Here is a 24,402-nt window from a genome sequence, read left to right as displayed (position 1 = left end):
AAGGCGGGGGTCCAGCGCATATTGCACGTTCCCCTCTCCTTCACAGAAGCAACGCGCCGGTCGTCAAACTCTCAATTCAACATCCCATCTTCAGGCCGATCGGCGGCCATCGACAGCAGCGGTAACACCTCGTCCACCGGCATGGGTTTGTAGTAGTAATACCCCTGCACCGTCAGCGGTCCGAAATCATTGAGCAACGCCAGCTGCTCGGCCTGCTCCACCCCTTCCACCACCAAGCTCAGCGACAACTGCCGGGCCAGCTCCATAATGGTACGCAGCAGCACCAGGGCACGCTCGTTCTCGCAGGCTTCCACCATAAAGCTGCGGTCAATCTTGAGTTCGTCCAGGGGAAAGCGGTGCAGGCAGGACAGCGCCGAATAGCCGGTACCGAAGTCGTCCAGCGACAGGGAAAAGCCCTGCTCCCGCAGTTGCTGCAGCATGTTCACGCCGGCTTCTATCTGCTCCATCATGGTGGACTCGGTTACTTCCAGGCGCAGTTGCTGCGGACGCAGCTCAAAACGGGTAACGGTGTCCATCAGCCAGTCGCAGAAGTCGGGCTGACCGAACTGCTGCGCCCCCAGGTTCACCGAGACCACCGGCGGCGCCAGCCCCTGACCACGCCAGAGTGCCACCTGGGCACAAACCTGCTCAATCACCCAGCGATCCAGGCGCACCGACAGCCCGCTCTGCTCGGCCACCGGAATAAATTCCACCGGCGACAGCGGGCCCAGGCGGGGGTGGGTCCAGCGCAGCAGCGCCTCCAGCCCCACGATGCGCTCGCCGATGGAGCAGACCTGAGGCTGATAATGCAGGCTGACCCCTTGCGATTCACCGGTGCTGAGCATGTGACTGAGGCTGTGCTCGATCACCAGCTCCCGGTGGTGCAGTTCGTGCTGGTGCTGATCCACAAACTGAAAGCGGTTGCGCCCTTCCCGCTTGGCCATGGCATGGGCGTATTCCGCCGCCTGCAGCAGGTTTTCCGGCTCCCGGGCATCCCGGGGATACACCGAAATACCGATGCTGGGTTGCAGACAAACAATGTTTTGATCCGCCAGCACCATGGGCTGGGCCAGCAGATGCAGCAGTTTATCGGCCAGCTGGGCCATGGTGGCATCTTCCGCCTTGCTGTGGCGCAGCACCGCGAACACGTCGCCCTGCAGCCGCACCAGGGTGTCGGCTTCATCTACCGCCGCCTGCAGGGTGCGCGCCTGCTGGCGCAGCACATCGTCGCCCCAGGTCATGCCCAGCTGCTCATTCACCGGCTTGAGGCGACCGATGTCGAGCACCATCAGGCCCACGCGGATTTTGTTGCGCTGAGCCTCGGCCAATGCCTGATCCAGCCGGGTGGCCAGCAACTGGCGGTTGCCCAGCTGAGTAAGGGGATCCTTGAAGGTAAAGGGAGTGCGATCCTGCTCGTAACTGCGCTGGCCGCTGAGATCGTGACCAATGGCCACCCGATGGGTGATTTGTCCATGTTCATTGGTCAGGGTATTGATGCTGAGCCACTGGGGATACACCTCCCCGGACTTGCGCCGGTTCCACACCTGGCCGGTCCAGCTGCCGGTATGCAGCAATTGCTGCCACATTTGCCGGTAAAAGTCGGGATCGTGGCGGGCCGATTGCATCAGCCGTGGCGTCTTGCCCAGCACTTCCTCGGGGCTGTAGCCGGTGATCTGGGTAAAGGCCGGGTTGACCCGCTGGATAACGCCGTCGGCGTTGGTCACGATGATGGATTCCAGGGCATTGTCGAACACATGCTGCAACAGCTGCCGTTTAAACTTGAGGCTGTGCTCCAGACCCATGACCTCGGCCATGGGCATGGGCATCAGCCATTCCGTGTGCTTGTTATCGAGCATGGCAGGTATCCTTACCAGATGCTTGTTATTGTTTATGTTTTCCGATGATAATTTTTTGTGAACAATTAGTAAAACACCTATGTGATCGGTCACACCGCCACAGGGTCGCGGTGTGACCCAGATCTCTTAACGGAACACCTCACGACGGTTAAAGGTACTGTCGCTGGCCCTCAGCCTGGGGTTGTTGAGGATGTCGAGCATGCCCACCGGATCGGTTAGCTCACCGGCTTCATCCTGATCTGCAGGCTTCAGCCAGTCGGGCAGCCCGTCTACGCTCACCTGAATACCTTTATGCTGCTCCCCATGACTGCTAACCTTGACTTCATTTCTGGCTAAAGTCAGCAGTTCAGGATCCAGCATCGGCTCGTGCGTTACACTTGTCGCTTCTTCAAGGTCATAACCGGTCACCTTATCTTCCAGCACCGTTTGCACATCCTTGCCAAAGTAATTTAGCTTGCTGGCCATGGTGCCCGCCTCATCCACCTTGATTTCGCTGTCCATCAGGGTGACAAAGCCAAAACGCAGGGTGTCGTTTTCTTGAGCCAGAGTGGTTTTTGCAGCATCAACTCCCTGGGTTTCATCGTGTTTATTGATAGTTAACAAAATAGGTAGATCAAGATCAGTTTCAGGGAAAGGTTCGGCTTTGTTGAACTTGAGCTTGCTGGTATCAAGACTGATGACATGCTTGCCTGTTTCAGGCTCGACAATGGTTGGCGTTAACGCTTCCAAATCAAGATCGCCGCCCAGTCCAAGCGAGGTATTGCCTTTCAGGCCACCGGCAAACTCACCACTGTAGCTGGGTAGTTCTTTACCATTAACATCCAGCCCTATCACGGTAAAGGATGGAACAACATCGAAACTCACGCCGGGTTTGCTTGCATACACGATATCACCATTAATATCGCCATTTTGAGTCTCAGTCACCTTAAGTGAAGCAGGTACAGAACGGCCCACAAAGGCACTGTCGCCATTGGTAGGCAGCAGGTTGTCATCGTCAGGAATGTAGGTCGCGTTCCAACCCTCCACTTTCACGCTCAATCGGCCCACAATCTCGCTGGCGAACTGATGCGTGGAGGCAGTCGCCCCGTCACCATCATCATTCAGGGCATAGTCCTGGGACGGTTGCAGGGCACCGTTTTCCAGGCTGGCATAAATAAGGTCGCTCGAAATCCGGTCCGCCAGCCAGCCCAGCGGCAGCGGCTGGCCATTCATATCGAGGGCCGCCACCGAGAAAACCAGCTCTTCACCGGCAGCCCCCAGCACGGTACAGGTCCCAGCATGCTTTTCGTATAAAAAGGTTCCCTGGTCATCACACTCGGCGGCCTGTTGAACACGCCAGCTCTCAGGCACAAAGGCGACCTTATCGGTAAGGCGACTGCCCAAGCCGCCGTCTGGCAACACTTGTTGCACGCTCAGAGTCAGCAAATCCGCATAAGGGTAACTCAGGCTGGCGCCGGTCACCGGCAGGGTCAGGGTCTGGGTTTTTCCGACCTGCAAGATAGTGCCACCGCCAGGCCAGTTCAGGGTCGCGCTCTTGCCATCACCGCTGGCGGTACCGTCGAAGCCGAACGCCACTTCAACTTCGCCGTCCTCGGCCAGACAGCCACCGGTAAAGCGAACAGCCGCCTCGCCCGCTGCATAGGCGGTGTCCACCTCAAAGACCAGGGGACCGCTGTCACCGTCGCTGCCGGCGGAAGTCACGGTACAGGTCTTTTCACCGTTCACGTAACAGACCAGGGGGTAGTCCGCATCAGGATCCATGTTGCCACCCTTGCCATCGCTCTGCACCACCATGGTGAAGGGGTAGCCCGGTGTTTTCTTCAGCGACTGGGACTCGCTGCCATAGATCTTGTTAAAGTTCGCCAGGTTGGAGCCATTGGCCTTGACGTGCAACTTGGCCTTCTCCGTGTACTGTTCGCTGCAGCTTTCATTGGCACAAGCGTAGGCGGTCAGTTGTTCGCTGCAGCCGTTGAAATGCAGCTCATAGTGATGCACCGCCGTGGACTGGCCTTCCTCCAGAGCACGGGCATAAATGGCCGAGCTGCCCTCCATCTCCAGATCGACCACGTTGACGCCGCCGTAGATGCGCGAGCTGCCTTTCATCTCGAGATCACCTTGTAGATAAAGATGACCATACAGCTTCGAAGACCCCTCTAAATCTGCCTCTCCGTCATCGCCGTCGCTATCCTGCTCGCCGTACACCAGCACCAGCAGAGACTGGCCCTCCTTGCCCAGTTCGGCACTACCTTCAAGCTCCAGCTCATCACGCACATAAAAACGACTCGGCCGGCTGCCCACCGTCATCAAACGAGCACTACCTTTAAGTTCCAGATCCTCAAACCAGTACTCCCCCGCCTTCTGATATAAACGGGCGGAGCCGGACAAACTAAGGGAACCCGCCTGTACAGCGCCATACAGCTCGCTGCTACCGCCAATCTCCAGCTCACCTCGAGTCTGAATATTGCCGAACCAGGTGCGGCTACCCTCGAGCTTGATCTCGCCATCGTCGTAATAAAAAAGGTTCACCTCTGATTCGGTGCTGCCCAGCGTAGTGCTGCCTTCAAGCTTTACCTGCTTTTTGACATAGAGATTGATCTCACCGGGCGCGGAAGCAATCACACGGGAGCTGCCTGACAGGCTAAAAGACCCCATCCAGTAATTGCCGGGAGCCAGATACAGATCTCCGCTGCCCTGGGCGGACAACCCTTCATCGATGACTACATCCCCGTTATTAGCGAGGTGAATATCGCAACTGCCGCTGGTAGCGACGTTTTTGTATTCACTGCGGGTGTACTTGATGCTACCGGAGCCCCCACATTCGGCTTTAAAGTTTGTCGAGGTAGTTTTAAAGTCAGGCAACGTAAATGGGGTGGTGTTAAACGCCGGCAGAGCATAGGGTTCAATAATGTCACCGGTGATCTTGCAGGACTTGCCATCACATTCGCCATTGAGATCATCTTTCTTATTGAAGTCGATCTTACCGTTGCGGGTACCAACGATCTGGGTACTCCAGTTCATGTCAACGGTACCATTGTCACTGTGGCTCTGGGCTGCATAGGGAAACAGGGACGCCATGTCGGCGGCAAGGGTTGGCAGTGGTAGGGCCAGGGAGGCGATATACAACCAGTTGCGGTGTTTCATTTAATTACCTCGACTTCAATATTGCGGATTACGGTAAGGCCGCTACCTTCACACTCTCCACTGGCCACCACCGAGACCTGATTCAGGCTGGTACCTTCTGCCAGAGTGGGTCCATCCAGTGACTTGATGAAAGCTACACATCCATTCACAGTCATGGGCGACTCATCGTCCTTGCTGACGACTGCAGGAGCATCGATTGCTGTCAGCGATGCAAAAACCTGTCTCTCCAGCACGGCTTCGGCGGCAAGCCGGGCTTTCAGGGCCTGCACTTCATAGACCAGCTGGCGGCTGCTCTGGCCCGACAGAGTGACCATCGCAGCCATCAGTGCCGACAGAATGACCAGAATAAAGATCACGCTGAGCAGCATGCTTCCCATTTGTTCCGGGTTAAGGCGCATAGGCCACCTGCAATTGTCCGGGTAACACCAGCTCGCCATCCCGTGTGCTCAAGGTCAGCTCCATCTGAACCAATTGACTGGACTCATCGTAGCCCAGAAAGACACTGTCTCCTGTGATCCCCGTCAACATCAGGCTGGTTTTTCCCCAAGTTTCGTCAGGGCTTTTTACTTCACGTTCGAGGTTGCCGTTACGCAGGCAATAGCGCACTTGCTCTGCTTTAAGCAGGGTATAGCGCTGACCCAATCCTTCACGGTTGAACTCAATCTCTTCGGAGTTATTAAATACGTCACTGAGACCAAAACCTGCCGAGGCTGGCTCTTTTTCCAGTCTGTAGACATTTTCAACGTTGAGCGGATTGGGATAATCGCTCCAGTACGCCTCACCACCCTCGGCACGAATGGCCATAAAAACGTCTTTGATCTCTGCATCCTGCAGGCTCAGGGGCACGATAAAGGTGGCCGTGCCAGTCCTTACGGAGCCGGTATAGGTACCGGCGGCCCGGGCGGGCACAAAGGCAAGGCAGTCATCCTTTAGATACACGCTGGGGCCATAGGCCACGGCCAGCTCCCGACGCAGGCGTTCCAGAGTAAACCGTGCGCCGGCCAGGGCCTCGGCTCGTTCGGCGCCGCCCACATGACTTTCGGCCATTTGGGCAATAAAGCGGGTACCAAATACAGCGCTGATACCAATCAGCACCATCACTATCACCAGCTCCAGCAGGGTAAAACCGCGCGCCTTCATCGGATATTGTACCTGTGCAGGGTAAAGGACAGATCGGAGCCGTTTTGATCTTTTATGGAAATAATGACTTCCTTAAATGGTACGCTGGGATCATCTGTATTTAGGGTTACACAGGTTTGCGCTGTATAACGGGCATAAAGCTGTGCTCTGGTGAGCTTGAGTTGCCCAGCCAAAACATTACCGTTAATGGCACCACCCTCACACCAGAGGTTAAAGTCTTCAACAGCAACAAAATCAGTTAAGTCTGAGCCGACAACCGGACTCGGAGGGAGCGTACAGGCATCAGCACCATCCAACCCACACCGAATTTGTGACTGAGGGTTATTTTCCGCATCGTATTTTACCGCCATTACCTGCTCGGCCAGGGCTTCGGCCAATGACACTGCGCGAAACTGAAACACCGGATCCAGCTGACGCGGCTGGCTTAAAAAGAACAGCCCCGCTCCCACCAGCACGATGGCCAGTATCGCCAGCCCCACCACGTATTCCAGAAGGCTGAGCCCGGCGTTAGCGCGCCGCATGAATATAACCCTCGGGTTCAATCAATACGGTTTGACCGGCAAGGGTAATTTGCAGGGTATTGGGCAGCGGCTGATAGCCGGAACCGCTGTTCACAAAAGGGCGGCCCAACCGGCTGGATTCACTGAGATAATCGGGGTCGGAAACTTCGCCAAACTGCAGGGTAAAGGGTAAAGGCTGATTAGCGGTCACTGGCAAGTTGGCCCCCAGCCACAATTCATTGCCCGGGGCCTCCAGATTTGCTTTATTCAGCAAAACCGCATCCTGGCAATTGGCGGAAAGGGAAATACCGCCGACTGTCACCGCCAACACACCGCAGCGGTTAAGGGTGGCGATATTTTTCAAGGCATCGGGATCATTCATGGCCCTGAGCTGAGCCAGCCGCAGCAGCCCCGCCAGGTTGCGGGCCTGAAGCGAGCCTTCAAAGTCACTGCCCACCGGCAGGCGCGGAATGGCCACGGCGGCCAGTATGCCCACCAGCACCAGCACGGCGACCAGCTCAATCAGGGTAAAGCCCTTATGCAGCTTCATGGAGTCAAGGCGTTAAAAAAGGCGGCCTACGCCGCCTTTACCGTGATTAACAATCAGTTTTAACAACGTTTATCACAGGACGACTTTTGGTGTCTGCTGCATCGGAATATTCAACATAGCAACTTGTTTCACTTTTACGACCTTGAGGTTTGATGACTACTTTAGAAGTGTCTGTAGTGTCGTCATAAATATATTCGGCAGTATCACCTGCAGATGACGCACTAATATCAAGTAGCTTTATGATGCCATCGCCGGCACCTTCTGGAAAACCATTAACAAATTTAACACCGGTAATACCATCTACTTCTTTTGTAGCCGTTCCATCCTTATCGAAACCACCTAAAATAGCTTTAGTATTGCCAAGAGTAGCGGCTGACTCCATGGAACTCTTCAAACCATCCAAGTTAGCACCATACGCATCACCCTGCAGGTTCAAAAACCTTGGTGCCGCCACGGCGCCCAGAATACCGAGAATAACGATGACAATTACCAGTTCGATCAGGGTAAAACCCGCTGCTCTTTTCATTTTTTTCCCTTGCGTTGTGTTGCCGGTTTGTTATGGGTAGTTGAGTGTTTTACTCAACAAATTCAGTTAACTATCATCCTAATATGGTACTGAAGCCCACCGCCTCAATCCAGTGCTTTTTGTGTGAAAATCCCCCATCCATACAAAAAGCAGGGATAAGTCTTATCAGCCGCCTTTTACCACGTTGACCATGTCCCACATGGGGGTAAAAATGCCCAGTGCCAGCACCAGCACCATGGCGGCGATGGCGGTGATCAGAATGGGCTCAATGCGGGAAGACAGGTTGGCAATGTCGTAGTCCACCTCTTCCTCATAGAAGCGCCCTGCCTCCATCACCATTTCGTCTACTCGGCCGGTTTCTTCGCCCACCCGGAACATCTGCAAAATCAATGGTGTGAATACGCCGCTGTGCTCCGCCACCGCAGACAGGCTGTCGCCGGAAGTCAGCCCTTCTTCCATGCGGTGAATGGCCCGAGTCAGAAAGGCGTTGTCGGTGGCACTGCCCGCCAGACGCAGCACTCGGGTAATGGGCACGCCCGCCGCCAGCATCATGGCAAAGCTGCGGCAAAACCGCGCCAGCAAAATGCGCTTAATCAGTGGCCCCACAATGGGAATGCGCAGCAGGGTATGGTGCCAGCGTAGCTTGCCCGTTGGGGTGCGTACATACCACATAAAGGTGCCGGCCAGGATCGCCATGCCGGCCACCAGCAGACCGGCATAATGAGTAAAGAAATAGGAACTGCCAATCAGAAAGCGGGTGGTCAGGGGCAGCTCCGCCCCCAAACGCGCAAAAATGCCACTGAAGGCCGGGATCACATAAATGTTAATCACCGTCATGGCCGCCACCATGGCGATGCTGACAAACATGGGGTAGCGAATGGCCGCCTTGATGCGCCGGCGGGTGTCCAGCTCCAGCTGGTAATAATGAGCCAGTTGCAAAAACGCCTGCTCCAGCTGGCCGGTGCTCTCGCCCACTTCCACCAGCGATACAAACAGGCTGTTGAATAGATGTGGGTGGGCCGCCAGGGCATTGGCCAGGGTCTGGCCCTGATTGAGGGACTGGGCCACCTCATCGAGGGCTTCCCTCAGCACCCGCACGTCCGCGGTGTCCCGCAGCCCTTCCACAATGCGCAGAATGGGAATGCCGGCGCGGGTGAGTGAAGCAAACTGGCGGCTTAAAATTAGCAACGCCTCGGGTTTGATGCCGCCTTTTAAAAACTGACGCAACGAGAGCCAGGTTTTGGTGCCGGAGCGGGTTTCCTTCATGGCAACCGGGATTAAGCCCGCCTGGGCCAGGCTGGCGGCGGCACTCTCGGGGGACGGGGCTTCCATGCGCCCTTCGCTCAGCTGGCCCTGGCGGTCCCGGGCCTTGTACTGGTAAAAGGGCATCAGTCTACCCACTCGGACAGGCGCAGCACTTCCGACACCGCAATGTGGCCCTGCAACGCCTGCTCCAGCGCCGCCTGGGGCAGGGTCACAAAACCGGGCAAGCGGGCCACTTCCGCCTCAAAGGCTTCAATCTGCTGGTTGCGCAGGGCATCGGCCATGGCCTGGTTCACTTCCAGCCATTCAAATACCCCAATGCGCCCCTTGTACCCGGTATGGTTGCAGCTGGCACAGCCTGTTCCCCGAAAGAACTGGCCGTGCTCCGCCTGCGGGTTCAGGTGCATCAGAAACTGGCGCTCACCCTCGTCGGGCTGATGGGGCACCTTGCAGTAGTCACAGATTTTGCGCACCAGCCGCTGGGCCAGCACCGCCTTCAGGGTGCTGGCCACCAGGTAACCGGGCACCCCCATGTCCATTAGCCGTACCGCCGAGCTGGGGGCGTCGTTGGTGTGCAGGGTAGACAGCACCAGGTGGCCGGTGAGGGCACCGCGCATGGCGATTTCGGCGGTTTCCTGATCCCGCATTTCGCCAATCAGCAGCACGTCGGGATCTTGCCGCAGGCTGGTGCGCAAAATGCGGGCAAAGGTCAGCCCCACCTTGCTGTTCACCTGCACCTGGTTCACCCGGGGCAGCCGGTATTCCACCGGATCCTCGGCGGTAATGATTTTACGATCGGGGGTGTTCAGCTCGGAAAGCGCGCCATAGAGGGTGGTGGTTTTGCCGCTGCCGGTGGGGCCGGTCACCAGAATAATGCCGTTAGGGCTGGCCAGCCGTCGCCGGAACGACGCCAGCAGGGCCGGAGGCATGCCCGCCTGGGCCAGGCTGCGGGTGCCGGCGGACTGATCCAGCAACCGCAGCACCACCGCCTCACCATACTGCACCGGCATGGTGGCCATGCGCACGTCCACCGGGTTGTTTTTTATGGTGAGTTCAAAACGGCCATCCTGAGGCAGGCGCCGCTCGGAAATATCCAGCCCGGCCATGAGTTTAAGCCGGGACACCAGCGCCGGGGCAATGGCCACTTCCTTGAGCTCGGTTTCCTGCAGCAGGCCGTCTACCCGCATGCGCAGGCGAATGACCTTGTTGTCGGGCTCGATATGAATGTCGGAAGCGCCCACCTGCAGGGCGTCTTCAAACAGCGAGTTGAGCAGTCGGGCCACGGTGGCGTCGCTGTCTTCCAGGCCGGCGGTGTCGATGACGCTGCGGCTGGGGGCATGTTCTTCCGACAGCTGGCCGGCCAGGTTGGCGATGTCGTCGGTGCGCCGGTAGAGCTGATCATAGAGCGCCAGCATCTGGCTGTGAGGGGCCACCGCCAGCTGTACCTCGCGGGGGGCCAGCAGGTTGCTGATGGCATCCTGAGTGTCGAGATCGGCGGGATCGGCCAGCACCACGGTGGCCTGGCTGTCGTCGGCGTCGATCACCAGGGCCCGGTAGCGCCGGGCGTACACTTCCGACAGCAGCTTTACCGCTTGGGGCTTAATCTCCACCTTGTTGAGATCCAGCAGCGGGATCACCAGCTGCTCCGCCACAAAACCCAGCAGTTGCAGCTCGGTGAGCACGCCCATCTGCACCAGCACCGCCCCCAGGCGGCCGCCTTCCTGACGCTGCTTTTGCAGCACGGTGTCAAGCTGGGCTTCGGTGATCACGCCATGGTCAATCAGCAGCTCGCCCAGGCGTTTAGTGAGTTTGCGTTGTGCCATGTTGCTCCAGTTGCTGCTCTACAAATTGCAGGGATGCCATGCCCAGATCCACACTGGCCCGGGCCTGCTCAAAGGCGGCGCCAAAGTCCTGCCCCAGGCTGCGCTGGCACAGCCCCAGCCCCAGCCACCAGGGGCCGCTGTCCTGCTCGGCCAGCAGCCGGTGATAGAGAGTCATGGCCTCTTCACACTGGCCGCTGCGCCGGCCGGCCTCGGCCTTGAGGCTGTAGTAGTCCAGGTGCTCGACCAGAGCCGGCTCGGTGCCGTCCAGTACCTTCCAGGCGGCGGCATAACGGTTTTCGCTGGCCAGAATACGCGCCAGCACAAGGCGCAGCGCCGGCTGCTGCGGGGCAAGCTCAATTCCCTGTTGCAGTTGGGCCTTAGCGGCACTCAGGGCGCCCCGGCCATATTGCAAAGACGCCAGCTTCAGCCGAATGGCATGGGCCTCGGGATAGTCGACCAGCAGGCCAAGCAGCTGTTGTTCGGCGCCGGCCCAGTCGCCGGCGGCCAGGGCCAGCTCGGCGGCCTTTTCACCTTCCGCCAGCCGTTCGGCCCGGCTGGGGGTAATTTCGTTGATGGTCAGCTCACTGGCCGCTGGCGGGGTGGCCATCAGCTCGGCCCAGACCGGATCTTGCCAGTCTACCGGATCGGACTCCTCGGCTCCGGCCGTACAAGCAAACAGGGCCACTATTCCCCAAATACCGAACCTGTACATCATCTTATTCCGCTATGCAGATCATCAAGGGGTGATGGTGGATACCATTTTTCCAGCAGATCCCGGGAGCGCTGCAGCTCGTTCTGCCAGGTGTTGGAAGCCACCACCACCGGACGCAGCATGATCACCAGCTCGCTTTTCTGGGTAGCCAGATTGCGGTTCTTGAACAGGTTGCCCAGCACCGGGATCTGGCTGATTAACGGCACAGCAGTTTCCATTTCACTCTGCTTTTCCTGCATCAGGCCGCCGATAATAATCACCTCGCCGGATGCGGCTTCCACCACGGTATCCGACTCCCGTACCGTACTTTTTGCCAATGGCAATCGCAGCTCACCCTGACCAAAGTCAATACTTTTCGGGCTATCTTCTACCTGGCTCACCGTCGGGTGAATATGCAGCAATACCCGGTTATCGTCGGCAATTTGCGGTGTCACATCCAGCGAAATGCCCGAAAAAAACGGGCTCAACTCTACGTCGGGGGTACTTTCGGAAACGCCGCTGGTATTGGTGGTGGTCAGCGAAAAATCGGTGACAAAATACTCATCGGTACCCACCTTGATCACCGCTTTCTGGTTATTGCTGGTGGTGACCCGCGGGTTGGACAGGGTATTCACTTCCCCCTGGGTTTGCAGTAAATTGACCACCACGTCAAAGTTACCATCGGTATAACTGAATACCGCACCGCCACCCAACATATTCAAATCGGCCAACGGACTTAAAAAGCCACCATAGGGATAACTCTGCCCAGTGGCCAACTGCCCCTTACGGCTGTTGGCAGTCAAGTTGTTCCACTCAATACCCTGTTCAAAGCCGTCGCTCAGCTCCACTTCCACTATGCGCGCTTCCAGGATCACCTGGCGCTTAAGCTGCCGCTCGGCACGGGTAAGAAAGTCGTTCACCAGCGCCAGCTCGTCGGGGGCGGCCCGCACCGTTACCAGGCCGGCCTGGGGGTTGGTCACAACCACCCGGCCCTCTTCGTCGCCAATCAGCCGGCCGAGGGCGCTTTCCAGATCCGCCCAGAAGTCGTTGCTCGACTCGGTATTGATGCGGGTGGCGCTGCCCTCGCCGCTGCTGCCGTTCTCGCCACTGCCCAAGCTGCTGCCGCTGATGGCGGTCTGGGACTGGCCATTGCGGGACAGCATCAGGTAGTTAACGTTAAAGGTCCGGGTGCGCACGCCATTGGGAAACACCTGGTAGACGCCGCCGCGGCGCTCAATGCCGTAACCATACAGACCGGAAATGGCCTCCAGGATCTCCGGCAGGGTTACCCGACGCAGATTAAGGGTAATGGTGCCGCTCACATCCGGGTGCACCGCAATACTGACGTTGTGCTGGCTGCCGAGGGCGGCAAAAAACTCCCGGGCATCCACATCCCGGGCGGAAATGTCGAAACGACGCAACGGCACGGCCTGACTGCCGTTTGCCGGGCGGCGTGAATTCAGCAACTCCTGCTCCACCGCCGCCGGCACCGCATCGGGGGTGGCGCGCAGTGCCTCATCCAGGGCTGCCTTGGGCAGGCTGCCGTCGGGGGCATGCACACAGGCGGTCAGGCCGGCGCAGAACAGCGCCAGGGTAAGCGGTCGTATCATCCGTTTCATTGCGTATCCGTGTTGTCAAAAGTAGGAAACAGGCTCAGCACCAGGCGCTTGCCCTGCCCCTCCAGCACCACCAGTCCGTCGCCGATCCGCACCAGGCGGTAGCCGCCCAGGGTATCCCCCTGCACATAGCGGTTGCCGTCAAGAATGGCGCTGGGCCGGCCGCCACTGAAAATGGCCTGCAACCGGGGTTCGTCCGCCGTCTCGGCCTGCTGTACACCGGGGGTGGCCTCGGGCCGGACCAGGCCGTCCAGGGGGCGGGTGGGATCCTGCAGGCTGCTGGTGGCACTCAGCAGGGTAAAAACCAGGGCACTGGCATTAACCACGGATCAGCTCCTTGTGTTGACTGATGGTAAAAAACTCCAGCCGAATATGGCCGTTGGGGTACCGATCCAGCTCAAAGCTCAGGCTTTGCCAGAAAATACGTCCGTTCAGCCGCTCCAGCCGCCTGGCGTAATCAAGCAGTTGCAGGTAGCTGCCGCTGAGCTCCAGGGCCAGCCCATGACGATACAACCGCTGGCCTTCATCCGGACTTTGCGCCATGGGCTCCGCCGGCAGGTTGGTGAGCCCCAGCAGGGTGAGACCGCTGCCCTGATCCAGCACCGACAACAGCAGGCCCGCCATTTGCTCCGGCCCCACCAGGGTGCGCATGCGCTGATCCACGTTCTCATTCAGCCGACTGAGCTGACGGTTAAGGCGCTCAATGCGCGGGCGTTGATCGTTGGCGATGAGCTCACTGATACGCTGGTTCAATTCATTCGTCAGCCCCTGCTGCCCGGCCAGCTCCCGCTCCAGGCGCTGCTGCTCGGCCTGAAGCCGTGTACTGCCGGCCAGCAGGGTTTGCTCAAACAGGCTCAGGCCCAACCAGGCCACCAGTGCCCAGCCGGCCACCACCAGCAACCAGCGCTCACGCCGGGGCCGGGCCATAAAACGGTCATTAAGCAGAGTCAGCCGCTGTTTCATTGGATTACTCCGTCGCTGTGCAGACTGAAGGTCAGGCCACCGGGATCACGACGATGAATGTCGAGCTTGCCGAACTCCCGCCGGGTCAGGCTCTGCCGCCCGTCAAAGCCGAGGATCCAGGCCGGCACGGCGGCGGCATCCGCCGCTTCGCCGGTCAGGGTCATGGCCCGCCCCTGCAGTTGTACTCCGGTCAGCGACACCCTCGCCCAAGGCACCCGGGCCAGATCTTCCAGGGTGTCGGCATAAGACACCAGCTCATCCTGACTGAGCACGCCCAGCAACTGGCGGCGGGTGCGAATGTCCCGCTCCAGGCGCAGCCGTTCGCCGTCGTCCTGGCGCTGGTTGAGCTCGGTCAGGCTCTGCTGCAGCCGGGCCACATTGCTCTGGGCAGAGGTCAGCTGTTGTTGCAGGCTGCGGTTGGCCGCCGCCTGACGGTAATTGGCCAGGTGTTGCCAGGCAAAGACCGTGCCCCACAGCAACACCAGCACCACCAGGCCCAGACCGAAATGACGCGGGGTGGGCAGGTCCCGCACCGGCCTGAGCGCGGCCTGATAAAACTCAATGCGGGTTTTCACGGCTGCTCCTCCCGCAACATGCCGAGTGCGGGCAGGCTGACCGGCGACAGCTGTTCGTTGCTGAGGGATTCAGGGCGAATATCAAATACCTGGCTGATGGCGGTCTGCACCGCCGGGGTAACCCGGGCCGGCAGGGCCAGAAACCACTGACTGGGCGCGTTCAGCTTCAGCTGGCCGGTGGCGTAATCGATGCTGCGCTGCAACTCCAGCAACAGGTTGTCGAACACAAACTGATCCACCGCCATGGTGTCGTCATCCAGGGCCTGAAAGCCGCGAATGGTTCGGGAAAAATGCCACTGGCGCTGGTGCACAAAGGTCATGGTCAGCTCCTGGCCGGGGACCTTGTGCAGCACCAGGCCACGCTGCTCCGGCGCCAGCAGATTGGTCATGGCCAGTTCATCCACGCCCATGGTCTCGATATCACACAGGGGCGACACCGCCTTCACCAGGGCCGCCAACTGGTCGCGCCGGCTGTAATAGACGGCAATGCGCGCCGTGCCCTGGGGGCTGGCGGGCAGGTCAATGTAGTCAAACAGCAGTTGTTCCAGGGGTTCATCCACCAGCTCGCGCATACACCAGGGCAGTGCCTGGGCCAGCTCCTCGTCGGGCATGGCCGGTTTGTCGAGCTGCACCTGGCGGTAATATTGCCGGCCCAGGGCCAGCCGCAGACGCCGGCCCTGCCATTGCTGCGCTTCAATCAGCGCGGCCAGGGCGGCGCCCGCTTGCTCACCGCTGGCGAGGGGGTGTTCGACCACCTGCTGCGGATACTGTTCCTCCACCCCATAGAGCGCGCCCTGGGTCAGGTAAATTCCCACGGCGGTGCTGCTTTGGGCAGACTTGAACCATTTGAACATTCAGGCCCTTTGTTCGGTGAAAAAACGAAAAGCCAGTATAAACAGTTAAAACCGGTTAATGAACATGGGCTTGAATAAACCAGAAAATAAAAAAGGGACGCTGACGCGTCCCTGTTATTTTTATTGATGTGGATCAATGACTGTGAGCTTCGCCGGCGCCCTTGGGAAAGCGAATGCTTTCCACCAGCTCCTGCACTTCCTGCGGGGTTTCGGTGGTGATTTTGGCCACCGCCAGGGAAACCGCCAGGTTGACCAGCATGCCCAGGGTACCAATGCCCTCGGGAGAAATACCGAACCACCAGTTGTCAGGGGTGCTGGCCGCCGGGTTAATGAACTTGAAGTAAATGATGTAGGCGGCGGTAAAGGCGATGCCGCTGACCATACCGGCGATGGCGCCTTCCTTGTTCATCTTCTTATAGAAGATGCCAAGCACAATGGCCGGGAAGAAGGAGGCTGCCGCCAGGCCAAAGGCAAAGGCCACCACCTGGGCCACGAAGCCGGGCGGGTTGATGCCGAGGTAACCGGCGCCGAACACCGCCACGGCTGCGGCAATGCGCGCCGCCAGCAGTTCCTGCTTGTCGGTCATGTCGGGCTTGAAACCTTTCTTCAGCAAATCGTGGGCAATGGAGGTGGAGATCACCAGCAGCAGACCGGCCGCGGTCGACAGTGCCGCCGCCAGGCCACCGGCCGCCAGCAGGGCCACCACCCAGTTCGGCAGACGACCGATCTCAGGGCTGGCCAGCACGATGATGTCCGGGCTGATGGTCATTTCGTTGCGCTCGTCACCGGCATAGAACATGCGGCCGTCACCGTTCTTGTCATCCCAGCTTACCAGACCGGTTTTTTCCCAGTTGGCCACCCAGCCCGGGGCCTGCTCGGCAATCACGCCCTGACCATCGGCACCGTTCAGGCCATCGATCATGTTGGCGCGGGCAAAGGCGGCCACGGCCGGGGCGGTGGTGTACAGGAAGGAGATGAACAGCAACGCCCAGCCGGCGGAGATGCGGGCATCACGCACCTTGGGCACGGTGAAGAAGCGAATGATCACATGGGGCAGACCGGCGGTCCCCACCATCAGGGCGGCGGTGATGAAGAACACATCAATGCCGGACTTGGTGCCTGAGGTATATTCGGTAAAGCCCAGCTCCCGGGACAGGCCGTCCAGCTTGTCGAGCAGGTAGACGCCGTCGGAGGTTTCGCCGATAAAGCCGAGCTGGGGCACCGGAGTGCCGGTGACCAGCAGGGACACAAAAATGGCCGGCACCAGGAAGGCGAAGATCAGCACGCAGTATTGCGCCACCTGGGTGTAGGTGATGCCCTTCATGCCGCCCATCACCGCGTAGAAAAACACGATGCACATGCCGATGATAACGCCGAGGTTGATGTCCACTTCCAGGAAGCGGGAGAACACCACACCCACGCCGCGCATCTGGCCCGCCACATAGGTGAAGGACACGAAGATGGCGCAGAACACCGCCACCATGCGGGCGGTCTGGGAGTAATAACGATCACCGATAAAGTCCGGCACGGTAAACTTGCCGAACTTGCGCAGGTAGGGTGCCAGGCACAGCGCCAGCAGCACATAACCGCCGGTCCAGCCCATCAGGTACACGCCGCCGTCGTAACCGGCAAAAGAGATGATGCCGGCCATGGAGATGAAAGACGCCGCCGACATCCAGTCCGCCGCCGTGGCCATGCCGTTGGCCACCGGGTGCACGCCGCCGCCGGCCACATAAAACTCACCGGTGCTGCCAGCCCGTGCCCAAATCGCAATACCGATATAAAGGGCAAAGCTGAGCCCCACCAGAATAAATGTCCAGGTTTGAATATCCATTTCCTGCCCCTATTACGCTTCGTCTACATTGTATTTTTTGTCGAGCACGTTCATTCGCCATACATAGACGAAAATGAGTACCACAAACACATAAATGGATCCCTGCTGGGAAAACCAGAAACCCAGCTTGGCACCGCCAATGGTGATGGCATTGAGCATATCCACCAGCACAATGCCAAACACATAGGAAACCGTGAACCAGATGGCCAGCAAGATGGCCATCAGCCGCAGGTTTTCTTTCCAGTACGCTTTTGCTTTTTCCTGACTTTCGAACGCCATTCTTTCTCTCCTTGAATAGCCGAATACGGTTCGAAAATAACAGTAGCGCGAAGTGCGTCCCTTGAAACTTAGACTTTGGTATTAACAGGCAGTTAATTTTACGTTAACAAAAATGAAACATGCGGGACCGGCGCTACGCGGGCAGCGCCGGTATCGAGGAAGGATTCATAAGAAACTCAGTGTAAGATAAACCACCAGCGGAATAATGGCCACCGCCATGACGTTGCCCAGCAGCACTATGCTGGCCATTTTGTCGGGCTGACAGCGGTACTGCTCGCACAACAGGTAGTTGAGCACCGCCGGGGGCAACATCACCGACAGCGCCAGCAACTGCAGCCATTCGGAAGTCAGCGGCAACCACCAGGCCACCAGGCCAAAGGCCACCGCTCCCGCCAGCAGGTAGGCCAGGTTCACCCGAAACGCCAGCCCCAGGTTGCCCACCTCCCCCACCGACAGCCGCACCCCCAGGGCAAACAGCATCAGCGGTACCGCCATCTGCCCCAGCAGATCGGCGCTGGTATATACAAAATCGGGCAACAGGGCCTTGTGCTCCGCCAGCAGCACGCCGGCCACCGCCGCCCACACAATGGGGCTTTTCAGCCACTGCCAGCGCCCCGCCTCGCGGGAGAGAATAAATAACCCCAGTGAGAAGTGCAGCAGGTTGGACAGCACAAAGAGAATGATGATGGCGCCGAGCTTGTCGTCACCGTAGGCCAGCAGCATCAGCGGAATGCCGATATTGCCGGTGTTGCGGAACATGCCCGCCAGTACCAGGCTGCGCCGCTCCAGACCCTGAAAACGAAACAGCGCCAGCAGCCCCCCCGGCAGCACAATGCACAGGGCACCGGCCAGGATCAGCGGCCAGCTGTCGGCCAGGGAAACGGGATTTTGCATCAGGGCGGAAAACACCAGCGCCGGGCAGAATACCGCCACGTTGGCCAGGTTGACAAAGCCCATGTCCGGGTTGCGCTGGCGCCGGCCAAACCCATAGCCGACCGCCACCACAGCAAACACCGGCAGCACGATGTTGAGCAGGGTAAGCAGCATAAAACAAGAGAGCCAAAAGACGGCATAGTGCGTCTTTTGGCTCTCAGTGTCCAGATGTCGCGGGTTACCGCGTTGCGGGCAAGCTGCCCCCATTCGGGGACAAGCCCGCGCGCCAGCCTCAGCCGTAGCGGCTGAAGGCCAGGCCGTCGCTGTCGATATCCGGCTGCTTGCCGGACATCAGATCCGCCACCAGCGCTGCCGAGCCGGCGCCCATGGTCCACCCAAGAGTGCCGTGGCCGGTGTTCAGCCACAGGTTCTTGTACCGGGTGCCGCCGATAATGGGGGTGCCGTCCGGGGTCATCGGGCGGAAACCGGTCCAGAACTCGGCCTCTTCCATCTTGCCGCCTTCGGGGAACAGGCTGCTCACCGAGTGGGCAATGGTCTCCCGGCGGGCGGCGGGCAGATCCTTGTTGAAGTCGGCCAGCTCTGCGGTGCCGGCGGCCCGAATGCGGTTGTCGAAGCGGGTGATGGCCACCTTGAAGGTTTCGTCCATCACGGTGGACTGGGGCGCATCCTCGTCCTTGTTGACTTCAATGGTCAGGGAGTAGCCCTTCACCGGGTAAATGGGCAGGGTAATGCCGAGCGGCGTGAGCAGGAAGGGCGAGTAGCTGCCCATGCACACCAGCACCTGATCGGCGGTTTCCAGGCCGTGATCGGTCTGTACGCCACGGATTTCGTCGCCGTCGCGTACCAGCGCCTTGATCTCGGTGTTGAACTTGAACACCACGCCCTTCTCCTGGCACTTCTTGACCAGGGCCTTGGTGAACAGGTTGCAGTCGCCGGTCTGATCGTCGGGGAAGTGCAGCCCCCCCACCAGCTTGTCTTTCACCCGGGCCAGGGCCGGCTCACGGGCAATACACTCTTCCACGTTGAGCATGGCGTGGTTCACGCCGAATTCCTGCAGCACCTTGATGTCCTTGGCGGCGTCGGCCACCTGCTTTTCGGTGCGGAATACCTGCAGCAGGCCTTTTTTACGGCCTTCAAAGGGCAGGTTCAGCTCGTCCTGCAGGGCATTGATGCACTGGCGGCTGTACTCGGATACCCGCACCATGCGGGACTTGTTGACGCTGTAGGATTTTTCGTTGCAGTTGGCCAGCATTGACAACATAAACTTCCACTGCGCCGGATTGGTGCCGGGGCGCACCTTGAGCGGCGCATGAGACTGGAACATCCACTTCATCGCCTTCACCGGAATGCCGGGGGCCGCCCAGGGGGAAGACATGCCGAACGACAGCTGGCCGGCGTTGGCAAAGCTGGTTTCTTCCGCCGCATCGGGCTGGCGGTCGAGCACCACCACTTCGTGCCCCTGACGGGCCAGATACCAGGCGCTGGTTACGCCGACAACACCACTACCCAGAACCAAAACTTTCATAACGCTCCCCTATCAGAATGCCTGTTGAGCGAGAATATCATCCAAAAAAGTGAAAAAATCCAGATGAATTAAACACGGAAAAACCTCGCGTCCGCTCGCGCATGAGGCAAGCCCGGGGGGCGGCATCAAGGGGATTACAGGTTAATCTGTCGCAGGTTTTTGGGTAAGCATAAAATTCCAATATAAAAATTAAATTCAGCACTTAACACCAATGCAAGCCAAGCTGTGATGTACATCACAAACCGGAAAAGTCAGGACGGCTCGTTACCTTCCAGGGCGTTCTCGAGGCCTTTTTGCAAGACGGCCAGCCGGGCATGCGGCAGGGCTTTTCCCTGGCCGGGCCAGTCCAGGGCCTGCTCGGCCTGCTCGGCCAAGGCGGTATCACCGTCGGCGCGGGCACAGCGCGCCAGCTCGGTCAGCAACCGGGCGGCTTCCGGCCAGTTGCGCTCGGCCTGGGCCGCCTGCAGCAGCCACAACTGATCCCGGCACGCCAGCAATTCGCCGCCGCGAGGCGCTGCCGGCGCCCGGGCCGCCTCGCCCGCCGCTGCGGCCGGCCCGCCGGTGCCGGGCCGGCCGCACTGCTGGACCAGGGCCTGGTAAAGATCGTGGCGGTCCACCGGCTTGGACACATAGGCATTCATGCCCGAGCCGTAACTGCTGTCCCGATCGCTGCGCATGGCACTGGCGGTGAGGGCAATGATGGGAACATCGTGATGCTGCTGCAGCCGACGGATCTGGCGAGTGGCTTCCAGGCCATCGAGAATGGGCATCTGCAGGTCCATCAGAATGGCGTCAAAGGCCTGGCGGGACACCAGCTCGACCGCCTGGCGGCCATTGTCGGCGAGGCTCACGGTCACCCCCACCCGGCTCAGATATTCAATCACCAGTTGCTGGTTGAGGCGGTTGTCTTCCGCCAGCAGCACATGGCAGCCGGACAGCCGGCGCCGGTGATGCTCGGTGTCGGTGTCGGCAAGCGGCGGCCGCGAGGGTGCCGGCGCCGGGTTGAGCACCCGCGCCAGGCACACCGACAGCCGGCTCCAGGTGACGGGTTTGGACACATAGTGCTCCAGCCCCAGGGCGCGCATCTGCTCCGCCGGCCGCTCCCGGCCAAAGGCGCTGACCAGCACAATGGGCAGTGCCTCAAGGTGGGGATGCTGGCGAATGATACGGGCCAGTTCGAGACCGTTCTCCCGCCCCAGGCAACAATCGATCAAGGCCAGATGGAGTTCCCCGCCCCGGTGTTGCAGCAGGGTCCGGGCGGCCTCGATATTCATGGCGGTATACACCACAAAGCCGGCGCGCCTGAGCATGCCACTCATCACCTCCAGCGCCAGGGGATTGTCGTCCACCACCAGGACTTTCAGACCCGGCGCAAACTCCGGGGTCACATCGGGCAGGGAGTCCCTGGCCGGGCGCAGCGGCAGGGTCACACTGAAGGTGGAGCCCCGCCCCGGTACACTGTGCACCCCTATGCTGCCGTCCATCAGCGCCACCAGGTGCCGGCAGATGCTGAGCCCCAGCCCGCTGCCACCGTATTTGCGGGTGGTGCTGGCATCCACCTGGGTAAAGGACTGGAACAACTGCTCCTGTTGCTCGGGCACAATGCCGATGCCGGTGTCACGCACCTCAAAGCACAGCCGGGGCTCGGGCTCGTCGGTCACCGAGATGCCGAGCACCACCTCGCCCCGCTCGGTAAACTTGAGGGCATTGCTGACCAGGTTGGTCAGCACCTGGCCCAGGCGCAGGGGATCCCCCTGCAGCCGATCGGGCACGTTCGGCGCCTTGTTGATGATGACTTCCAGCTGTTTTTGCTCCGACAGATCGGCAAACAGCCCCGCCAGCCGCTCCAGTTGCTCGTTCAGATCAAAGGCAATGTCTTCCAGCTCCAGCTTGCCCGCCTCCACCTTGGTCAGATCGAGAATATCGTTGATCAGCAACAGCAGATTGTCGGAAGACAAGCGGATTTTCGCCAGGTAGTCACTCTGGCGGGGATCGAGGGCGGTTTGCTGCAACAGCGAGACAAAGCCGATGATGGCGTTCATGGGGGTGCGGATTTCGTGGCTCATGTTGGCCAGAAAGTCGGTCTTGGCCTGGGCCAGGGCGCTGGCGCTGTGGCTGGCCTGACGCCACTTGCGGTTATTGAGGTAAAGTAGGCCGCCACCGGCGCACAGCACCGCCAGCACCAGCATCAGTGCCAGCGCCAGCAGGCGGTCACGGCTGTGCTCGGTATGCTGTCGCCAGCCGGAAATCCAGTCGTAGAAGTCGCCAATATTGGTGTCGGCAAAATGGTGGCGCAGGCGGATCAGCCGGTGCAGGTTGGCCGCATAAATGCTTTGGGCATAGAGGGCTTCATCCAGCCGCGGCGTGGGCTGGCTACGCTGGCGAAGGGAGGCGGCTTCCCGCTCCAGGCCGCGCACGAACAACGGATTGGTAGTGTACAGGTACAGGCGGCTGTGCTGCAGCAGTTGTTGCAGCCCCGGCCCGCCCTCGGCCGCCGGCACCCGGCCCACCGCCTCGGCAAACACCCCCAGGCTGTGGCGCGCATGCAGCTCGGCCTCCTGCAGTTGCTGCAGGGTGCCGAGGTACTCGTCGGGATGCTGATCCCCGGTGAGGCCGGCCAGCTTCACCATGTCCGACTGGCTCAACTGCTGCTGAAACCGCGACAACAGCAAGCTGAGCCGGCGTATCTTTTCATCCAGCAGCACCGCCCCTTCCGCATCGGGCATCATCACCTGGTGGTGAATATGATACAGCTCGTCGACAATGGGCTCGGCATGGCGCAACAGCTGGCGTCCGTCCTCATACTGGCGATACAGGCCGTAGCCATGGCTGAACAACAGCAACAGCCCCGCTGCCAGCAGCACCAGCCACAGCCAGCGACGTTTTTGAGTACGGGTATCGGGTTTTGCGGCCGCCATCATCTCTTGTGTCTGCCTCGTGGTGATATAGTTCGCCGGGTTCCAACAATTCAAAACCAAAACAACAACATAACAGGAAAACCATGTCCAACCATGTTTCATCGGCGGCCCTGCCCAGCGGCCGCACCGGCATTGTCATCCTTTGCTTGCTGGCCCTGCCGGCGCTGATCGCCACCTTGCCGTTTGAGCCTGCCGTCAACAAGGGACTGGCGCTGTTGCTGGTCATTGCCACCCTCTGGCTCACGGAAGCCGTGCATATTACCATTACCGCCCTGCTGGTGCCCCTGCTGGCGGTACTGCTGGGGATCCTCGATACCGGCGCCGCCCTGGGCAACTTTGCCAATCCCATTATCTTCCTGTTCCTGGGCGGTTTTGCCCTGGCTGCCGCCATGCGCAGCCAGGGGCTGGACCGGCTGGTGGCCGGACGCATACTGCAACTGGCCCGAGGCCGGCTGCTGGCCGCCGTGCTGCTGCTGTTTGCCACCTCCGCCTTTCTTTCCATGTGGATAAGCAACACCGCCACCGCCGCCATGATGCTGCCCCTGGCCCTGGGCCTGCTGCGCTGCCTGGATGCCGAGCGGCACGCCTCCACCTATGTGTTCGTGCTGCTGGGGGTGGCCTACAGCGCCAACATCGGTGGCATCGCCACCCTGGTGGGCAGCCCGCCCAACGCCATTGCCGCCGCCGAAACCGGCCTGGGATTTACCGACTGGATGGCCATTGGCCTGCCCATTACCCTGATGCTGCTGCCGGTGGCCGTGGCCGTGCTGTGGCTGTTGTTTCGGCCCCAGCTGAACGAACACATCGACATTCCCGAAGACAGCCTGAGCTGGAATCGCAGCCGCCTGATCACCCTGGGCGTTTTTCTGCTCACCGTCAGCCTGTGGATTTTCTCGGCGCCGGTGTCGGCGCTACTGGGCCGGCTGCCGGCCTTTGACACCCTGGTGGCCTTGCTGGCCATCGTGCTGATTGCCATCACCCGGGTCGCCGAGTGGAAAGACATTGAACATCAGGCCGACTGGGGCGTACTGCTGCTGTTTGGTGGCGGTCTTACCCTCAGCCATATTCTCAAGGAAACCGGCACCAGCCTGTTTCTCGCCACCCACCTGGCCGAGGGGCTGGCCAGCGCCGGGCCCTGGCTGATTCTGCTGGCCATTACCGCCTTTGTGGTGTTCCTCACCGAGCTGGCATCCAATACCGCCAGCGCCGCCCTGCTGATCCCGGTGTTTGCCGCGGTGGCCGAAGGACTGGGGCTGTCGCCGGTGATGGTGGCAGCCCTCATCGCGGTGTCGGCCTCCTGTGCCTTTATGCTGCCGGTGGCCACGCCCCCCAATGCCATTGTGTTTGGCTCGGGGTTTGTACCCCAGCGGCAGATGATGAAGGCCGGCTTTGCCATCAATCTGTGCTGCATTGTCCTGCTCACCGCCTGGTTCGGCCTCACCGGCTGAGCGCCA

Annotated in this window: 21 protein-coding genes; 1 reads left to right on the top strand and 20 read right to left on the bottom strand. The window is 59.9% G+C overall.

The window, feature by feature from the left end:
• Nucleotides 1-71: 71 nt before the first annotated feature.
• The 20 genes from GU3_RS09990 to GU3_RS09895 form a co-directional block, all read right to left on the bottom strand.
• Nucleotides 72-1,856, bottom strand: coding sequence for a bifunctional diguanylate cyclase/phosphodiesterase (locus GU3_RS09990; protein WP_014292415.1), 1,785 nt, complete (start codon nucleotides 1,854-1,856; stop codon nucleotides 72-74).
• 126 nt (nucleotides 1,857-1,982) lie between these two features.
• The gene (locus GU3_RS09985; RefSeq protein WP_014292414.1) at nucleotides 1,983-4,997 is read right to left on the bottom strand and encodes a hypothetical protein; all 3,015 of its coding nucleotides are present in this window, start codon (nucleotides 4,995-4,997) and stop codon (nucleotides 1,983-1,985) included.
• Nucleotides 4,994-5,395 (bottom strand): hypothetical protein, encoded by a 402-nt coding sequence (locus GU3_RS09980; RefSeq protein ID WP_148265891.1) that lies wholly within the window; start codon nucleotides 5,393-5,395, stop codon nucleotides 4,994-4,996. Before GU3_RS09980 ends, GU3_RS09985 begins: the two co-directional genes overlap by 4 nt.
• Nucleotides 5,385-6,137, bottom strand: a complete 753-nt coding sequence (locus GU3_RS09975; RefSeq protein ID WP_014292412.1) for a type II secretion system protein J — start codon at nucleotides 6,135-6,137, stop codon at nucleotides 5,385-5,387. The genes GU3_RS09980 and GU3_RS09975 overlap by 11 nt, the downstream gene beginning before the upstream one ends.
• Nucleotides 6,134-6,658, bottom strand: coding sequence for a prepilin-type N-terminal cleavage/methylation domain-containing protein (locus tag GU3_RS09970; RefSeq protein WP_014292411.1), 525 nt, complete (start codon nucleotides 6,656-6,658; stop codon nucleotides 6,134-6,136). Before GU3_RS09970 ends, GU3_RS09975 begins: the two co-directional genes overlap by 4 nt.
• On the bottom strand, nucleotides 6,645-7,187 hold the full coding sequence (locus GU3_RS09965) for a Tfp pilus assembly protein FimT/FimU (RefSeq protein WP_014292410.1): 543 nt from the start codon (nucleotides 7,185-7,187) through the stop codon (nucleotides 6,645-6,647). Before GU3_RS09965 ends, GU3_RS09970 begins: the two co-directional genes overlap by 14 nt.
• Nucleotides 7,188-7,233: 46 nt before the next feature.
• Entirely contained in the window at nucleotides 7,234-7,713 is a 480-nt protein-coding gene (locus GU3_RS17440) for a type II secretion system protein (protein WP_014292409.1), read from the bottom strand.
• A gap of 165 nt (nucleotides 7,714-7,878) precedes the next feature.
• Nucleotides 7,879-9,102 carry a type II secretion system F family protein gene (locus GU3_RS09955; RefSeq protein WP_014292408.1) on the bottom strand — a complete coding sequence of 408 codons (1,224 nt, stop codon included), beginning with the start codon at nucleotides 9,100-9,102 and terminating at the stop codon, nucleotides 7,879-7,881.
• Complete coding sequence (locus tag GU3_RS09950) at nucleotides 9,102-10,799, bottom strand: GspE/PulE family protein (RefSeq protein WP_014292407.1); 1,698 nt, start codon at nucleotides 10,797-10,799, stop codon at nucleotides 9,102-9,104. The genes GU3_RS09955 and GU3_RS09950 overlap by 1 nt, the downstream gene beginning before the upstream one ends.
• On the bottom strand, nucleotides 10,777-11,514 hold the full coding sequence (locus GU3_RS16630) for a lipopolysaccharide assembly protein LapB (protein WP_237711131.1): 738 nt from the start codon (nucleotides 11,512-11,514) through the stop codon (nucleotides 10,777-10,779). The genes GU3_RS09950 and GU3_RS16630 overlap by 23 nt, the downstream gene beginning before the upstream one ends.
• Nucleotides 11,511-13,109, bottom strand: coding sequence for a pilus (MSHA type) biogenesis protein MshL (gene mshL, locus GU3_RS09940; RefSeq protein WP_014292405.1), 1,599 nt, complete (start codon nucleotides 13,107-13,109; stop codon nucleotides 11,511-11,513). Before mshL ends, GU3_RS16630 begins: the two co-directional genes overlap by 4 nt.
• A complete protein-coding gene (locus GU3_RS09935; RefSeq protein ID WP_014292404.1) occupies nucleotides 13,106-13,432 on the bottom strand; it encodes an MSHA biogenesis protein MshK in 327 nt (108 codons plus the stop codon). The genes mshL and GU3_RS09935 overlap by 4 nt, the downstream gene beginning before the upstream one ends.
• Entirely contained in the window at nucleotides 13,425-14,069 is a 645-nt protein-coding gene (locus GU3_RS09930) for an MSHA biogenesis protein MshJ (RefSeq protein WP_014292403.1), read from the bottom strand. Before GU3_RS09930 ends, GU3_RS09935 begins: the two co-directional genes overlap by 8 nt.
• On the bottom strand, nucleotides 14,066-14,644 hold the full coding sequence (locus GU3_RS09925) for a hypothetical protein (protein ID WP_014292402.1): 579 nt from the start codon (nucleotides 14,642-14,644) through the stop codon (nucleotides 14,066-14,068). The genes GU3_RS09930 and GU3_RS09925 overlap by 4 nt, the downstream gene beginning before the upstream one ends.
• Nucleotides 14,641-15,498, bottom strand: coding sequence for a hypothetical protein (locus GU3_RS09920; protein ID WP_014292401.1), 858 nt, complete (start codon nucleotides 15,496-15,498; stop codon nucleotides 14,641-14,643). The genes GU3_RS09925 and GU3_RS09920 overlap by 4 nt, the downstream gene beginning before the upstream one ends.
• Nucleotides 15,499-15,631: 133 nt before the next feature.
• Nucleotides 15,632-17,332, bottom strand: a complete 1,701-nt coding sequence (locus GU3_RS09915; protein ID WP_014292400.1) for a sodium:solute symporter family protein — start codon at nucleotides 17,330-17,332, stop codon at nucleotides 15,632-15,634.
• Between the two features lie 12 nt (nucleotides 17,333-17,344).
• Entirely contained in the window at nucleotides 17,345-17,611 is a 267-nt protein-coding gene (locus GU3_RS09910) for a DUF4212 domain-containing protein (RefSeq protein ID WP_014292399.1), read from the bottom strand.
• Nucleotides 17,612-17,776: 165 nt separating this feature from the next.
• Nucleotides 17,777-18,658, bottom strand: a complete 882-nt coding sequence (locus tag GU3_RS09905; protein ID WP_014292398.1) for an AEC family transporter — start codon at nucleotides 18,656-18,658, stop codon at nucleotides 17,777-17,779.
• A gap of 118 nt (nucleotides 18,659-18,776) precedes the next feature.
• Nucleotides 18,777-20,030 carry a D-amino acid dehydrogenase gene (locus GU3_RS09900; RefSeq protein ID WP_014292397.1) on the bottom strand — a complete coding sequence of 418 codons (1,254 nt, stop codon included), beginning with the start codon at nucleotides 20,028-20,030 and terminating at the stop codon, nucleotides 18,777-18,779.
• Nucleotides 20,031-20,281: 251 nt separating this feature from the next.
• Entirely contained in the window at nucleotides 20,282-22,951 is a 2,670-nt protein-coding gene (locus GU3_RS09895) for a response regulator (protein WP_014292396.1), read from the bottom strand.
• A gap of 80 nt (nucleotides 22,952-23,031) precedes the next feature.
• Here GU3_RS09895 and GU3_RS09890 point away from each other — a divergent pair, with 80 nt between their 5' ends.
• Nucleotides 23,032-24,396, top strand: coding sequence for a DASS family sodium-coupled anion symporter (locus GU3_RS09890; RefSeq protein ID WP_014292395.1), 1,365 nt, complete (start codon nucleotides 23,032-23,034; stop codon nucleotides 24,394-24,396).
• Nucleotides 24,397-24,402: the final 6 nt, after the last annotated feature.

Source organism: Oceanimonas sp. GK1 (assembly GCF_000243075.1).
Taxonomy (GTDB): Bacteria; Pseudomonadota; Gammaproteobacteria; order Enterobacterales; family Aeromonadaceae; genus Oceanimonas.
Note: the sequence above shows the minus strand (reverse complement) of the source record. Positions and strands in the feature narration are given on the sequence as shown.